The following is a 14,487-nucleotide window of genomic DNA, read 5'->3' as shown; positions in this document are numbered from 1 at the left end:
ATGCATCCTTACATTCCGGTAATTTTATTTATCCCGTACAGATGGCTGCTATTGACCATCACTTCACTGTAATAAACTGCTTACCGTGCCAGATACCGATGCGTGAACGGCTATTACTAATGTCGGTAAACTGTAATTTTATTTTTGTACCCGGCAAAATGTAATAACGTTCGCGACAGCCTCGTCCCCGCTCGCGAGCCTTATCTTTACAAGCCCCATAAGCGATCACACGAAAGGAAACATTGCCGGTATTGGTAATAACATCGCCATTTCGGCTATATTCAAAACGCTCCTTGCGCGGCGCGACTACCAAAATAGTGCCAATTTCAGCCGACGCTGTTGCAACAGCCATTTTATTCGCCCGGGTTTCCGCGCTCTCGGTGACCGGCTCATCGATCCATTGCAGACGATAATAACGTTCGATATCATCTGCAGGTCCTTTATAAAAGAAACGAAAAACATCCTTCGCCTGGCCAGGAAGAATAAGATTGGCAGGTGTAGAGAGTAATTCTCCGGAATTAACGGGCTTTATTTCGACTCCCCCGGCCAAAGGTGATGACAATTGTTTTACCGAAACACTGACATAACGCGCCGCATCTGTCGTATTGATAATTTCTTTCGATAATGAACTCTCAGCAGAAGTCATGATCGATGTAATTTCACCAACATTAATTGCCCATCCGGGAAAAGATGCTACTAACCCTACCAACATCGCTGCCGGTAAATATTTTTTCATGACACCATTCCTGATAAATTCGGGAGAACAAATTCTCCCGAATTTTTTATTACTTAGGCAGACGGAGTCGTCCAGGTTGCATTGAACTGTACTTTTACATCGCCAGTCCAATAGCCGTCTGGCAGTGCAGAGTAATCTGCTACTGTCTGACTACCATCAGAAGTCGCTGACGCGATGGTGAATTTGAAGTTGGATTGATCGCTGACACGAGCGGCACCGTTATAAGCGCCATCTGCCATCAGGCTTTCAAGACCAGAAGTAGAGCTGGAGTTAACAAGGACAGTATCTGATGAATTAGTCAGTGCCGTGCCATTCCATGCCACCCCTACGTTCAGGGTAGAAGCATCACCACTGGCGTTGGTCAGAGTGTTGCTAATAATCTGAGCAGTCAGCTCAAAATCAGTTGCCGTCTCCTGACCCTGAATCGTCACATCAAAAGCACCGTCCTGAGAGTTGAAGGCATTCAGCCCTTCAGCATACTGGAAAGTTAAAGAGTTCAGCGGGGTGACAACCAACATGCTGGTGGTATCTTTTGTTGCCGTCGCGTCCCACGAGGCAGTTGCAGAAGCAGTAACATCTGCCATTGCATTTGCTGCAACAAATACAGAAGCCAGAGAGGTTACTAATAATAATTTTTTCATTTTATCTTCTCCTAAGAACAAACTCACCACCGAGTCTTATTATTAAGTCACTCCAGCGGTTCCATTAATTGCGAGCCAGAATTGCCGCGCCAAAAAATTATCATTTGAATTAAGTAACATCTCAACAAACCCTGAAACGCAAAAATTACAAAAAACTAAGAATTTTCCCGTAAAAAACATTGCCTAAGAAGTTTCCTAAGACACAATCACTTAAAACACATCCATTTTCAGAATCATTACCCACCCAGATAAGCAAAATCAAACAATTCATCTTTTTTATGTTTTTGATAAATATCAAAAAGATCATACAAATAACACCAGAGCAAAACCCTTACAAAACATAAAGATAATTAACATCTCCATATTCTCTCTATAATGCTTATTATTTGTTGCAATTATGCTAATTTTTTAACTTCACAAGAAAATTCTCATGAAATATTTAGTTACGGGGGAATATTCTTATAAAAATAGCGCTGACCTGTAGGATTATTATTCGAATTGATAATTATTTCACATAAATAAAACCAGGAATTTTCCATATAAAACGAATATTCCTGGAATATCAAGAGATAAATAACACACGGCAAAGATAGCGTTAGCTGAAACCTTTTAACCCCAAGTAACTATTAATTGTTACCGTACGAACCCGATGTAAGCTAATCAACTTTTGTTGTTCAAGGGATTTTAATGAGCGGCTAACGGTTTCAATTTTAAGATCGAGATAACTGGCAATTTCCTCCCGCGAGAATGGCAAGCGAAGCGTCGTTTCTGGCCTGCCAATACGTAAATGCATTTCGTAAAACTCCACGAGGAAAGCAGCGATTCTGGCCTCAGCATGTTTATTGGCATAACGCCGTAGTTTTTCAACAATGAATCCATTGTCCCTGCAGAGAAACTTGATGACGGCCGCTGCAACCGACGGCTCCTTTTCTGCTGCCTTGAACAACCGCGCAATATCGATATGACATACCTCCGCAGCCGTTGCAGCCTTGATCGTTGTCAGATACGTTCCCCCTTCAACAGCATCCAGCGCCATGATGTCTCCCGGAAAATAAAAGCGACTGATAAAATCGTTCTCACCACATTCCACGCTGGACGTGCAGTACCCCTCGTGAATAACAAAAAGCATGTCTGCGGCTTCATCCTGCCGGGCGAGTATCTCCCCCGCTTTAAACTTCCTTCTTTTGTCTATCAATCGGTATTGATTATCACGATCAATCGCCGCGCCCTTTGGACACAGTGAACAATGGCGGGGGGGAAACGGGTTACCGAGCGGCACAACAGGAATGCTATGTTTGTGAATATCCGATTTCACGCAACAACTCCTCATAAAAATGAGACTGATTCTAATAGATCGAACCATGGGAACAATACGTGAGCTACAGACCCAGAAAATTCATGCTGGCAGGGAAAATTCTGTGATACGTCGTCTTTCAACGCCAGGGAGCGCATGGGTAAAAACCAGACTGATGCGGATGATGATAAAACGCAGGATAGAAAACAAATACGGTAGCGGGGTAAAGGGTAGAATTAACCGGGCAATGCCTTAATAGACCTGAAAATCATAGACCTATTATGGCATCGCCCGTTTTCAATTACGCACGAATCGTGTCGTCACCGAAGCCAACCCACTTATAGGTGGTCAGTGCTTCCAGACCCATTGGGCCACGCGCGTGCAGTTTTTGCGTACTCACAGCCACTTCCGCCCCCAGTCCGAATTGGCCGCCATCGGTAAAACGAGTAGAGGCGTTAACGTACACGGCAGAAGAGTCCACTTCATTCACGAAACGATCGGCGTTACGCAGTGTGCGCGTCAGGATGGCATCGGAATGCTGGGTCCCATGCTCGCGAATGTGGGTGATAGCATCGTCCAGATCGGTAACGATTTTAACGTTCAGATCCAACGACAGAAACTCGTCGTCATACTCTTCGGCTTTCACCGCAACCACGTTAGCGGGCCCTGCCTGCAATGTGGCCAGCGCGGTGTCGTCGGCATGCAGCGTGACGCCGCTTTGTGCCATCTGCTGGCTCAGCGCAGGCAGAAAACGCGCAGCGATATCCTGATGCACCAGCAGGGTTTCTACGGTGTTACAGGTGCTCGGACGCTGGGTTTTGGCGTTGACGATAATCTTCAGCGCCGGGTCGATCTCCGCGCTATCATCAACATAAATATGACAAACCCCAATGCCGCCGGTGATGACCGGGATAGTCGACTGCTCACGGCACAGCTTATGCAGACCCGCGCCACCGCGAGGGATCAGCATATCAATGTACTTATCCATACGCAGCATTTCGGCGACCAGCGCTCGGTCCGGGTTATCTATCGACTGCACGGCTGCGGCGGGTAAACCACAGGCTTCCAGCGCCTTTTGGATAACCGCCACGGTTGCCGCATTCGTCCGGTACGTCTCTTTCCCACCGCGCAGGATCGCCGCATTACCGGTTTTCAGGCACAGGGAAGCAACGTCAACGGTGACATTTGGACGCGCTTCATAAATCACGCCAATCACGCCCAGCGGAACGCGACGACGTTCGAGACGCAGGCCGCTATCCAGCAGACCGCCATCAATCACCTGCCCGACCGGGTCGGCGAGATTACATACCTGACGCACATCGTCGGCAATCGCTTTCAGACGCGCCGGAGTCAGCGCCAGGCGGTCGAGCATCGCTTCGCTCAGGCCGTTGGCTCGCGCTTGCTCAACATCTTGTACGTTCGCGCTGAGGATGCTTTCCGTTTGCGCTTCCAGCTCATCAGCTATCGTTTCCAGTACGCGGTTTTTTTCGCGACTGGAGAGCAGCGCCAGCTTGTATGACGCAGCTTTGGCAGCAATGCCCATTTGTTCCAGCATATGCCTGTTCCTTAACGGGTAATCATGTCGTCGCGATGGACAGCAACCGGACCGTATTCGTAGCCCAGGATGGTGTCGATCTGTTGTGAGTGATGTCCGGCAATACGGCGCAGCGCATCGCTGTTATAGCGGGTAACGCCGTGGGCAATATCGCGCCCTTCGAGATTGCAGATGCGGATCACTTCACCACGAGAGAAGTTGCCTGTCACGCTTTTAATGCCTTTTGGCAGTAATGAACTGCCACGCTCCAGAATCGCTGCGGTCGCCCCCTCATCAACGGTAATTTCCCCGGCTGGCGGTGCGCCGAAGATCCAGCGTTTACGGTTCTCCAGCGGAGAGGCCTGTGCATGGAAACGCGTCCCAACGGAAACGCCTTCCATCACGTCGCCAATTACGCCCGGCTTGCTGCCTGCGGCAATAATGGTGTCAATCCCGGCGCGGCATGCAACATCAGCGGCCTGCAGTTTAGTCCCCATACCACCGGTTCCCAGACCCGAGACGCTATCACCGGCAATGGCGCGCAGCGCATCATCAATACCGTGAACGTCTTTGATCAGCTCAGCCTGCGGGTTGGTGCGCGGATCGGCGGTAAACAGCCCTTGCTGATCGGTCAGCAGCAGCAGCTTATCGGCCCCGGCCAGAATCGCCGCCAGCGCTGAAAGGTTGTCGTTATCACCGACTTTAATTTCGGCGGTCGCTACGGCGTCGTTCTCATTAATGACAGGAACGATGTTGTTATCCAGCAGCGCGCGTAGCGTATCGCGGGCGTTAAGGAAGCGCTCTCTGTCTTCCATATCCGCACGCGTTAGCAGCATCTGTCCGATGTGAATACCGTAAATCGAGAACAACTGTTCCCACAGTTGAATCAATCGGCTCTGCCCTACCGCCGCCAACAGCTGTTTCGAGGCTATCGTTGCCGGGAGCTCAGGGTATCCCAGATGCTCACGTCCGGCGGCAATCGCGCCCGAGGTAACGATAACAATACGATGCCCTGCGGCATGGAGCTGCGCGCACTGGCGAACCAGTTCTACGATGTGGGCGCGGTTCAGGCGGCGCGATCCGCCCGTTAACACACTGGTGCCAAGTTTTACCACCAGCGTCTGGCTGTCACTCATGATTCTCTGCCATTCAAAATTGGGGAAAATGATATCAAACGAACGTTTTAGCAGGACTGGCCCCGGTTGCCAACAACCAGCGCACAAAGCATGAAATTTTATTGCGCAGGATCAGCAAGCGTAGCGGCAGATTTTGACGCATTTATTACAGAAACAAAAAAACATCCTTTTTTAAAAATATTCTTACTTTGTCATAAAACGTTCATTACCAGACGTTAAAAACCCTCCTGTCTTTTAACGGGGATCACACCCAGTGAATATTAGCGCGTACTTTTAATCAGGAATGAAAATGAAAAAGAGCACTCTGGCATTAGTGGTGATGGGTATTACTGCGTCGGCATCCGTACAGGCAGCGGAAGTGTATAACAAGAACGGTAATAAACTGGACCTGTACGGCAAAGTAAAAGCCATGCATTACATGACGGATTATGACAGCAAAGACGGCGACCAGAGCTATATCCGTTTAGGTTTTAAAGGCGAAACGCAAATTAACGATGAACTGACGGGATATGGTCGCTGGGAAGCAGAGTTCGCCGGCAATAAAGCCGAAAGCGACTCTAACCAGCAAAAAACCCGTCTGGCCTTTGCCGGTCTGAAATTAAAAAACCTTGGCTCGTTTGATTACGGTCGTAACCTCGGCGCGCTGTACGACGTGGAAGCGTGGACCGATATGTTCCCGGAATTCGGCGGCGACTCCTCCGCACAGACCGATAACTTTATGACCAAACGCGCCAGCGGCCTGGCGACCTACCGTAACACCGACTTCTTCGGCGTCGTGGATGGTCTGGATCTCACCCTGCAATACCAGGGGAAAAATCAGGACCGCGATGTGAAAAAACAAAATGGCGACGGTTTTGGTACTTCCGTTACCTATGACTTTGGCGGCAGCGATTTCGCGGTGAGCGGTGCGTATACCAACTCCGATCGTACCAACCAGCAGAATCTGCAAACGCGTGGGACTGGCGATAAAGCAGAAGCCTGGGCAACCGGTTTAAAATATGATGCTAACGATATTTATATTGCGACGTTCTATTCTGAAACGCGCAATATGACGCCAATTTCCGGTGGCTTCGCTAATAAAACACAGAACTTCGAAGCGGTAGTTCAGTACCAGTTTGACTTTGGTCTGCGTCCGTCACTGGGTTATGTGCTGTCAAAAGGGAAAGATATTGAAGGCGTAGGCAATGAGGATCTGGTGAATTATATCGACGTTGGCGCAACATACTATTTCAACAAAAATATGTCCGCGTTTGTCGATTATAAAATCAACCAGCTCGATAGCGACAATAAACTGGGCATCAACAATGATGATATCGTTGCTGTCGGTATGGTTTATCAGTTCTGATGTAGCATAAAAAAATGCCGGATGGGGTTGCGCCGCCATCCGGCATTTTACTGTTCATTATGCCGTTAATTTAACCGGTTCATCGTTAAAATCGTCAGCAGGCTCCAGCGCCAGATTCAGCGACGTTAACAACCCACGTAATTTTTCATGAAATTCACGTAAGGTGTATTCCAGTCGCTCTACCACTTCAGTCTCTTTCACCGGCACCGCAGTCCAGTTCCCGTCTTTATCGAACAAGCCAAACTGGTAGCTGTACGTGAAGCGTTTTTCCTGCGCCTCCAGTTCCATCCACCAGCCCCAAAACTCGCGTTTCTCTGGGGCGGGTTTCACATTGACGCAAACAGCCAGACAATCGAAAAAAAACCGATTATCTTCGCACTGCCCTTCCCGGATGTACGGGCCAAGCGCGGTGAATTTCTTGATCAATCTACTTTTCGGATGCCCACTCGGTAACGTCATTACGATCTCCTTAGGTGAAGCACCTGTTTTACCAAATCGATAAAATTTAGCAAACTTTTAACACAATCTCTGATTGATCCAACCGGTTATTTCCTGCAGCCCTTTGTCAAAATTGCGATACACCGGGTTGAATGGAATCTCCAGCAGCTTACCGTCAGAAGATGAAGATGTGATTAAACGCGACTCCTCTTCCGGGCTAAACGGATCGTTTTTCCAGAACCCCGACAGCATTGGCGTCGGGCAGCGTCGGCCCAGCAGGCCCTGCACTTTTAATGAATAGCGATTAAGCTCAACGCGCAACGCTTCATCGGATGCGTCGTGCATCCCCAAACGACTGGCCAGAACGTCAAGGTACATTTCCGGGACGCTTGCCTGGCGCTGCGGGTCGCTAAGCAGCGCATGAACCACCGGACCCAAACAGGCCACCGCCTTCAGACGTGATGCTTCCAGATACGCCAGGCGTACCGCCACGTTGGCGCCAAAGCGGAAGCCGAAGGCCGCCACACGGGTGTGATCCACCCACGGAACATTCGGCAGCGCTTTTAATACGTGCTGGTGCAGCAGGCTGGAGTCCTGGGTCAGTTTCCATTTTGACGAGAACCCGACCGACGGCATATCCAGCGTCAGCATGGCAATACCGCGCGGGGCAAAGTAGCGCTCATACAGAGTGTAATAATCCGTTTGCATGGAATCGAGGCCACCGCACATCAGCACCGTCGGGAACGGACCGTCGCCTTTTGGCATATGCAGGAAGCCGGTAATCGGCGCGCCGCCGGTAACGGCAAATTCCATCTCACGCAGCGTGCCCGGCAGACGCTGTGCGGCCTCTTCATAGGCGCGATTGGCCAGAGCCTGCGCCTGCTCTGCCAGCTCATCGCCTTTTAAGTGCGGATAAGCGGCGATGTTATAGAGCGTGGAAGCATGCAGCCAGTGGCGTCCGCTCACCTGCGGATCCTCTTCCATAGAGGCTTTCTGTTGCCAGTCCATCGCCTGCTTCGCCCACTCGTAAATCCAGTTTCCGCCGCGATAGCCGATAACCGTGTCGTAGAGCTCTTTATCAGTGCGTTCGGCTTCGCTCATGACGATACGTGCCTGCACTTCGAGGATTTCGCGCGGATCGACGCCACGCCAGATCCACATCAGGCGGTTCACCATGCGGTACCAGTGCGGGATGGTTTTGCCATCCAGGGTCGATTGTACAGACGGCTGCGCGCCGTGATTAAAACGACGAACCAGCGTTGACGTTTCAGGGTGTTTGAAGCGGGGTTTAAACAGGACTTCGCTGAGGTTAGCCTGTGACATGATTGCAGCCTCCATGAGTACTCACTAAGGCATAGTGTAACCTGACACAGCACAAAAAGAACAACGCCCGACAGTGCGGGCGTTGAAAACTTTTTAGATTAGCGACCCGAGATCGGCGGAACGAACACTACGCCCATATCCCACGGCTGCTCAATCCAGGTATCCTGAGGGATATCAACAACATAATCATTCACCAGCGGGCGACCTGCCGGCTTAGCGAAAATAGTGACGAAATGCGCTTTAGGGTACATTTCGCGGATCGCTACGGCGGTACCACCGGTGTCAACCAGGTCATCAATTACGATGAAACCTTCACCGTCGCCTTCGGCACGCTTCAGCACTTTCAGTTCGCGCTGGTTGTCGTGATCGTAGCTGGAGATGCATACGGTATCGACATTACGAATACCCAATTCACGCGCCAGCAATGCGCCCGGCACCAGACCACCACGGCTAACGGCAATAATGCCTTTCCATTGTTCAGAAGGCATCAGGCGGCTTGCCAGTTTACGTGCATGGATCTGCAACATGTCCCAGGTGACGACGTATTTTTCGCTCATGTGAAGTGTCCCAGCCTGTTTATCTACGGCTTAAAAAGTGTTCGAGGGGGAAATAGGTTGCGCGAGATTATAGAGATCTGACGCACTAAAAACCAGTGTTTCGCGGAATCCGCGCCTCTTTTTGCATGCTTTATGCTAGCCGTCAGCGGAGAAAGTGGTATTCTCAATCGCATCGCGCAAGCCTGACTTGTGATGTTTTTAATTCTGCTAACCCTGTGGCCTGCAAGCAAGTTTTGTAGGGCATCGCCAAGGAGACTCAACGTGTCTGAACTGTCTCAGTTATCCCCGCAACCGCTGTGGGATATTTTTGCCAAAATCTGTTCTATTCCTCATCCGTCCTACCATGAAGAGCAGCTCGCTGAACACATTCTGAGCTGGGCCCAAGAGAAAGGTTTTCACGTCGAGCGCGATCAGGTCGGTAATATCCTGATTCGCAAACCCGCTACCGCAGGAATGGAAAACCGCAAGCCGGTTGTTCTGCAAGCGCACCTGGATATGGTCCCGCAGAAAAATAACGACACCGTGCACGACTTCACTAAAGATCCTATCCAGCCTTATATTGACGGCGAATGGGTAAAAGCCCGTGGCACCACGCTGGGTGCGGATAACGGCATCGGTATGGCGTCCGCACTGGCCGTTCTGGCTGATGACAACGTGGTACACGGTCCGCTCGAAGTGCTGCTGACCATGACTGAAGAAGCAGGTATGGATGGCGCGTTTGGTCTGCAGGCTAACTGGCTGCAGGCAGATATCCTGATCAACACCGACTCTGAAGAAGAAGGTGAGATCTATATGGGTTGCGCAGGCGGTATCGACTTTACCTCTAACCTGCCGCTGTCCCGTGAAGCAATCCCGGCTGGCTTCCAGAGCTTTAAGCTGACGTTGAAAGGCCTGAAAGGCGGTCACTCCGGTGGCGAAATCCACGTTGGTCTCGGTAACGCTAACAAACTGCTGGTACGCTTCCTGGCGGGTCACGCTGAAGAGCTGGATCTGCGTCTGGTTGATTTCAACGGCGGTACGCTGCGCAACGCAATTCCGCGTGAAGCCTTTGCCACCCTCGCCGTGGCGGCAGATAAAGTTGATGCGTTAAAAGCGCTGGTCAACACCTACCAGGAAATCCTGAAAAACGAACTGGAAGCCAAAGAGAAGAACCTGGCTCTGCTGCTGGATGCCGTTACTCACGACAAAGCCGCGCTGACCACTCAGTCTCGCGACAGCTTCGTACGTCTGCTGAACGCCACCCCGAACGGTGTTATCCGCAATTCCGACGTAGCCAAAGGCGTGGTAGAAACCTCCCTGAACGTCGGCGTTGTAACCATGACTGACGACAACGTTGAAATTCACTGCCTGATCCGTTCTCTGATCGACAGCGGTAAAGACTACGTGGTGAGCATGCTGGATTCACTGGGTAAACTGGCTGGCGCGAAAACCCAGGCCAAAGGCGGATACCCTGGCTGGCAGCCGGATGCTAACTCTCCGGTTATGCACCTGGTTCGCGAAACCTACCAGCGTCTGTTCAACAAAACGCCAAACATCCAGATCATTCACGCCGGTCTGGAATGTGGTCTGTTCAAGAAACCGTATCCGGAAATGGACATGGTTTCCATCGGGCCAACCATCACCGGTCCGCACTCCCCGGATGAGCAGGTTCATATCGAAAGCGTTGGTCACTACTGGACGCTGCTGACTGAACTGCTGAAGTCGATTCCGGCGAAGTAAGATTCTGCGCTAAATGCCGGATAGCGCTGCGCTTATCCGGCAATCCATCTGAGTCACAGCCCCAACAGCAGCTGTCTTTCCAGTTGGGGATCCAGTAGCGTGACGTGTAATCCCACCAGCCTCACGCCTCGCCCTCCCCGACGTTCTTCCCAGGTTTTATGCGCCGTCGCAATTAAGTCATCTTTATTTAAGCGCGGCCAGACGTGCTCCTGCGTGGTCTGCTGAAAATCATTAAACTTGAGTTTTATCCCCTGGCGAGCGATAAGGAGATCCGGCTTTACCTTGGCCAGACGCCGTTCCAGTTCGGGATAAAGCCGCTCAATAATCGCCTCACACTCTGACCACTCATGAATATCTTCCGCCAGCGTGCGCTCCACGCCGACGGATTTGCGCAGTCTGTCGTTGTTAACGTCCCGCTCGTCAATGCCCTGGCTTCGCTCCCACAGCACGCGACCAAACTTACCAAAACGTTTGAGCAGCATTGCCAGGTCGTATTTTTGAACATCCTCGCAGGTACGCAATCCCATTGATTCCAGCTTCGCGGCGGAGACTTTGCCGACGCCGGGAATTTTGCCGAGCGGTAACGTTTTGAGAAATTCAGGAACATCGGCAGGGGTAATCACATATTGCCCGTTGGGCTTGTTGAGATCGGAGGCTATTTTTGCCAGAAATTTAACCGGCGCAATCCCGGCAGAAGCGGTTAGCTGCAGCTCGTTAAAAATCGTCTGGCGGATCTCCTGGGCGATCAGCGTGGCAGAACCGTGGCAGTGGGTGCTGTCGGTTACATCCAGATAGGCTTCATCCAGCGACAGGGGTTCAATCAGCGAGGTATAGCGGGAGAAAATCGCCTGAATCTGGCGGGAGGCTTCTTTGTAGGCCTCGTAGCGACCGGGTAATAAGGTAAGATGCGGGCATAGCTTTAACGCCATTCCCGTTGGCATCGCGCTACGCACGCCAAATTTGCGCGCCGGGTAATTGGCTGTACTGATAACCCCCCGGCGCTCCCGGCTGCCGCCGATGGCAATGGGAATGTCACGCAGAGCGGGGTTATCGCGCATTTCCACCGCTGCGAAAAAGCAGTCCATATCAACATGTATGATTTTGCGCATTACTCGCCTCCCACAACACTGTTTAAGTATACAGTATTTTTATAGTGTGAGAAGTATGATTATTCCTTACGCCGGACCATTCATGACGAAGCGGGCATCGCACAGGTAACGCACAATATCCTTTTTCGTATGTTCTGCGGGATTCCCCGCCGTGCTGACAAACAGTTTATTCACTTTGCGAACATTTGCCCGCAGCAGTTTTTCGATTGTCATCAGGCGGAAGGCATCATTTTCAACGCAGAAAAGCTCGTAGTCGCCCAGACGTTCACCACAAATTTCACAGTGATTCATCCAGTAACGTAGCCCGGTGGTTTTACTTTTATCGAGGTAGTAATTGCTGGCTTTGATGTTCTTTTTTATCTCTTCAGGCAGAGAATTAATGTGGAACAAAAAGCTGTTACGCCTGACCGACTGCCAGCCCTGACCATCCTGATTTTTCTTAATAAAGCGGGTAAACATCACGCCATGGATGCGGGTAATTTGGTGGCAGCTCCAGCAGTGCATCTTCGAGGTAATCACCAGATAGTACGGCGCGACAATATTAAAATTGTCGGTGTCGTAGACATAGTCTCGAAGCGCCCCGTTTAGCTCGTGGGGTTCGGTGTACCAGATACCTGAGACCTTGTCGAAATGCGCCCCCTGACAGGCTACATCGGTGACGTTATCAGTATGAATCTCCAATGGAATAATATGGGTTACATCTATCACATTGCCTTCCTGAGGAATAAATTGCCCCCACGTTGCGTGGGGGACGGGAACAGAATTAATGAGTGACGGGAGCAGATTGTTGACGTAAAGAAGTCACCTGCTTTTGCTTGTCCAGCTTATCCACCAGCGGTTGCACAACCTTCTCTCCCTGCTGGCCAAAATATTGATACAACGTATCGGAAGCGCTTTGCGTCAGCACCATGATCTCAATGCGACGGTTCCCGGCACTTTCCGGGTTTTTCGCATCCAGCAGCATTTGGTCCGCCATCGCGCTGACCTGCATGACTTTATTCTGCGGCATTCCGGCATCCTCCAGCACGCGTCGCGCCGACAAAGCGCGGTCGCCGGAGAGGTTCCAGTTGTTGTAAATGTTACTCTTATAGCTCATCGCGTCTGTATGCCCGGTGATGATTATCTTGTTATCAAGCGAGTCAAACACGGGAGTCAGTTCAACCAGCAGCGATTTAAAGAACGGCATAATCCTGGCGCTACCGCGTTCAAACATATTGCGATTCTGGTCATCTTTAATCAGTACGCGCAGCCCCTGAGGAACTATCTCCATTTCAAGGTTAGTTTCCATATGCGCATTGCGGGCAATAACGTTAATGTCGGTCGCCAGTTCGCCCAATTCGCGGGCTGATTTTTGTTTCAGCAGCACCGCTTTTTCATTCACATCCAGCGCCTTTTTCGCGTTCTCTTCCGTAATTTTCGCCGTCTCCTGCGGGTTGACGGTTTTATCGAGTTTGTTGCGCGTGACGTTTTTCTTCTGCGCTCCCGGCGCTATCGGTTGCTTGCCCAGCTTATTTAACGGCGCCATACCGCCACCGTTAAAGATTGACTGACCATGCAGCGCCGCCACGATATTTTCGCGGTCAGCTTTACTGACGCTGTTCACAATCCACAACGTCATAAACAACGCCATCATCGCCAGCGTAAAGTCAGCAAATGCCACCTTCCACGCTCCCCCATGATGACCTGCATGATTCTTTTTGATTTGTCGGCGGATAATGGTGGTTTTCGCGCCGCGATCGCGACGATTTGGCCCCTTCCTCATGCTTATTCTTGCTCCAGCATCGCATTCACCCACGCATCCAGATTGGCGAATGTGGGTTTGGAAGCCAGATGAAGAAGTTTACGTCCTGCATCAACCGCCAGCAGCGTCGGCTTACCGCCCGCTTGCGCCACCAGCACGGTACGTACACATTCGAGCAGCGAATGTTCCGCCCGCGCCTGCTGTTCCATGGCGTTTGCCAGCGGATCCATCACGCAATAACAGATGAAGACCCCTAAGAATGTCCCCACCAGCGCCGCCGCCACTTTCAGGCCGATAAGCGCAATGGAACCATCGATTGACTGCATGGTGATGATGATACCCAGCACCGCCGCGCAAATGCCGAAGCCAGGCATCGCCTCGGCGGTACGCTGCAGGGAGCGCGAAGGGGTTAACAGCGATTCTTCCGCGGTATCCAGTTCCTGATCGAGGATCCCTTCCAGCTCGTGGGCATCAATTTTCCCCATCGCCATCAGACGGAAATTATCGGCGATAAAGGTCACCAGTCGTTTCTGGGTCAGTACCAGCGGGTATTTCTGGAAAATGGTACTCTCTTCCGGCTGTTCGATATGCTGATCCAACATACGCAGACCGCCGTTTTGCACCATTTCCAGCAGTTCATACAGGCACATCAGCAACTGACGCTGGAACTCCGGCCCCATTTTCTTTTTGCTGACCACGCCTTTGATCTGGTGAGCAATCTCTTTAAGCACATGCATTGGGTTACCGATAATCATCGCCCCCAGACCGGCCCCCACGATAATAATAATTTCTGCCGGCTGCCAGATAGCAATTAACTGTCCGCCAGCCTCAAAGTAGCCACCAAATACGCAGCCTAAAACCACCAATAAACCAAAAATCTTTTGCATTACGTCCTCCGCATGTTGATTCGGAAT

The 14,487-nt window shown here is 51.0% G+C and carries 14 protein-coding genes; 2 read left to right on the top strand and 12 right to left on the bottom strand.

Features of this window, described 5'->3' with window-relative positions; genetic code table 11:
- Nucleotides 1-58: 58 nt before the first annotated feature.
- The 5 genes from WC7_RS20755 to proB all read right to left on the bottom strand — a co-directional run bounded on the left by WC7_RS20755 (nt 59) and on the right by proB (nt 5,341).
- A complete protein-coding gene (locus WC7_RS20755; protein ID WP_016151871.1) occupies nt 59-736 on the bottom strand; it encodes an EcpB family pilus assembly chaperone in 678 nt (225 codons plus the stop codon).
- Between the two features lie 53 nt (nt 737-789).
- Nucleotides 790-1,377, bottom strand: a complete 588-nt coding sequence (locus WC7_RS20760) for a common pilus major fimbrillin subunit EcpA (RefSeq protein ID WP_016151870.1) — start codon at nt 1,375-1,377, stop codon at nt 790-792.
- A 595-nt stretch (nt 1,378-1,972) separates the two neighbouring features.
- Nucleotides 1,973-2,692, bottom strand: coding sequence for a Crp/Fnr family transcriptional regulator (locus tag WC7_RS20765; RefSeq protein WP_016151869.1), 720 nt, complete (start codon nt 2,690-2,692; stop codon nt 1,973-1,975).
- 280 nt (nt 2,693-2,972) lie between these two features.
- The gene (proA, locus tag WC7_RS20770) at nt 2,973-4,226 is read right to left on the bottom strand and encodes a glutamate-5-semialdehyde dehydrogenase (protein WP_016151868.1); all 1,254 of its coding nucleotides are present in this window, start codon (nt 4,224-4,226) and stop codon (nt 2,973-2,975) included.
- 11 nt (nt 4,227-4,237) lie between these two features.
- Nucleotides 4,238-5,341 carry a glutamate 5-kinase gene (gene proB / locus WC7_RS20775; protein WP_003031373.1) on the bottom strand — a complete coding sequence of 368 codons (1,104 nt, stop codon included), beginning with the start codon at nt 5,339-5,341 and terminating at the stop codon, nt 4,238-4,240.
- A gap of 289 nt (nt 5,342-5,630) precedes the next feature.
- Between proB and phoE the strand changes: the two genes are divergently transcribed.
- The gene (phoE, locus tag WC7_RS20780) at nt 5,631-6,686 is read left to right on the top strand and encodes a phosphoporin PhoE (RefSeq protein ID WP_016151867.1); all 1,056 of its coding nucleotides are present in this window, start codon (nt 5,631-5,633) and stop codon (nt 6,684-6,686) included.
- A gap of 57 nt (nt 6,687-6,743) precedes the next feature.
- On the opposite strand, the gene crl is transcribed toward phoE, so the two are convergent.
- The 3 genes from crl to gpt form a co-directional block, all read right to left on the bottom strand.
- Complete coding sequence (gene crl, locus WC7_RS20785; protein ID WP_016151866.1) at nt 6,744-7,145, bottom strand: sigma factor-binding protein Crl; 402 nt, start codon at nt 7,143-7,145, stop codon at nt 6,744-6,746.
- Between the two features lie 57 nt (nt 7,146-7,202).
- Complete coding sequence (gene frsA, locus WC7_RS20790; RefSeq protein WP_016151865.1) at nt 7,203-8,447, bottom strand: esterase FrsA; 1,245 nt, start codon at nt 8,445-8,447, stop codon at nt 7,203-7,205.
- 98 nt (nt 8,448-8,545) lie between these two features.
- Nucleotides 8,546-9,004 (bottom strand): xanthine phosphoribosyltransferase, encoded by a 459-nt coding sequence (gene gpt, locus WC7_RS20795; RefSeq protein ID WP_016151864.1) that lies wholly within the window; start codon nt 9,002-9,004, stop codon nt 8,546-8,548.
- Between the two features lie 261 nt (nt 9,005-9,265).
- On the opposite strand from gpt, the gene pepD reads away from it, so the two are divergent.
- The gene (gene pepD / locus WC7_RS20800; RefSeq protein ID WP_016151863.1) at nt 9,266-10,723 is read left to right on the top strand and encodes a cytosol nonspecific dipeptidase; all 1,458 of its coding nucleotides are present in this window, start codon (nt 9,266-9,268) and stop codon (nt 10,721-10,723) included.
- Nucleotides 10,724-10,776: 53 nt separating this feature from the next.
- On the opposite strand, the gene dinB is transcribed toward pepD, so the two are convergent.
- The 4 genes from dinB to motA form a co-directional block, all read right to left on the bottom strand.
- Nucleotides 10,777-11,832: a DNA polymerase IV gene (gene dinB, locus WC7_RS20805; protein WP_016151862.1), complete on the bottom strand. Its 1,056-nt coding sequence runs from the start codon at nt 11,830-11,832 to the stop codon at nt 10,777-10,779.
- Between the two features lie 66 nt (nt 11,833-11,898).
- A complete protein-coding gene (locus tag WC7_RS20810) occupies nt 11,899-12,540 on the bottom strand; it encodes a hypothetical protein (protein ID WP_016151861.1) in 642 nt (213 codons plus the stop codon).
- Between the two features lie 55 nt (nt 12,541-12,595).
- The gene (gene lafU / locus WC7_RS20815) at nt 12,596-13,594 is read right to left on the bottom strand and encodes a putative lateral flagellar export/assembly protein LafU (RefSeq protein ID WP_016151860.1); all 999 of its coding nucleotides are present in this window, start codon (nt 13,592-13,594) and stop codon (nt 12,596-12,598) included.
- Between the two features lie 2 nt (nt 13,595-13,596).
- Nucleotides 13,597-14,460, bottom strand: coding sequence for a flagellar motor stator protein MotA (motA, locus tag WC7_RS20820; RefSeq protein ID WP_016151859.1), 864 nt, complete (start codon nt 14,458-14,460; stop codon nt 13,597-13,599).
- Nucleotides 14,461-14,487 lie beyond the last annotated feature (27 nt).

The sequence above is a fragment of the Citrobacter sp. KTE151 genome, assembly GCF_000398845.1.
GTDB classification, from domain to species: Bacteria; Pseudomonadota; Gammaproteobacteria; order Enterobacterales; family Enterobacteriaceae; genus Citrobacter; species Citrobacter braakii.
The sequence above is the reverse complement of the archived record's forward strand: the minus strand, read 5'-3'. Positions and strand labels throughout refer to the sequence as shown.

Bases quoted from the DNA above. Each gene is read 5' to 3' on its own strand.
- WC7_RS20760 (WP_016151870.1), bottom strand. From the start codon at position 1,377: ATGAAAAAATTATTATTAGTAACCTCTCTGGCTTCTGTATTTGTTGCA.
- dinB (WP_016151862.1), bottom strand. From the start codon at position 11,832: ATGCGCAAAATCATACATGTTGATATGGACTGCTTTTTCGCAGCGGTG.
- crl (WP_016151866.1), bottom strand. From the start codon at position 7,145: ATGACGTTACCGAGTGGGCATCCGAAAAGTAGATTGATCAAGAAATTC.
- lafU (WP_016151860.1), bottom strand. From the start codon at position 13,594: ATGAGGAAGGGGCCAAATCGTCGCGATCGCGGCGCGAAAACCACCATT.
- phoE (WP_016151867.1), top strand. From the start codon at position 5,631: ATGAAAAAGAGCACTCTGGCATTAGTGGTGATGGGTATTACTGCGTCG.
- gpt (WP_016151864.1), bottom strand. From the start codon at position 9,004: ATGAGCGAAAAATACGTCGTCACCTGGGACATGTTGCAGATCCATGCA.
- proB (WP_003031373.1), bottom strand. From the start codon at position 5,341: ATGAGTGACAGCCAGACGCTGGTGGTAAAACTTGGCACCAGTGTGTTA.
- motA (WP_016151859.1), bottom strand. From the start codon at position 14,460: ATGCAAAAGATTTTTGGTTTATTGGTGGTTTTAGGCTGCGTATTTGGT.
- frsA (WP_016151865.1), bottom strand. From the start codon at position 8,447: ATGTCACAGGCTAACCTCAGCGAAGTCCTGTTTAAACCCCGCTTCAAA.
- proA (WP_016151868.1), bottom strand. From the start codon at position 4,226: ATGCTGGAACAAATGGGCATTGCTGCCAAAGCTGCGTCATACAAGCTG.
- WC7_RS20755 (WP_016151871.1), bottom strand. From the start codon at position 736: ATGAAAAAATATTTACCGGCAGCGATGTTGGTAGGGTTAGTAGCATCT.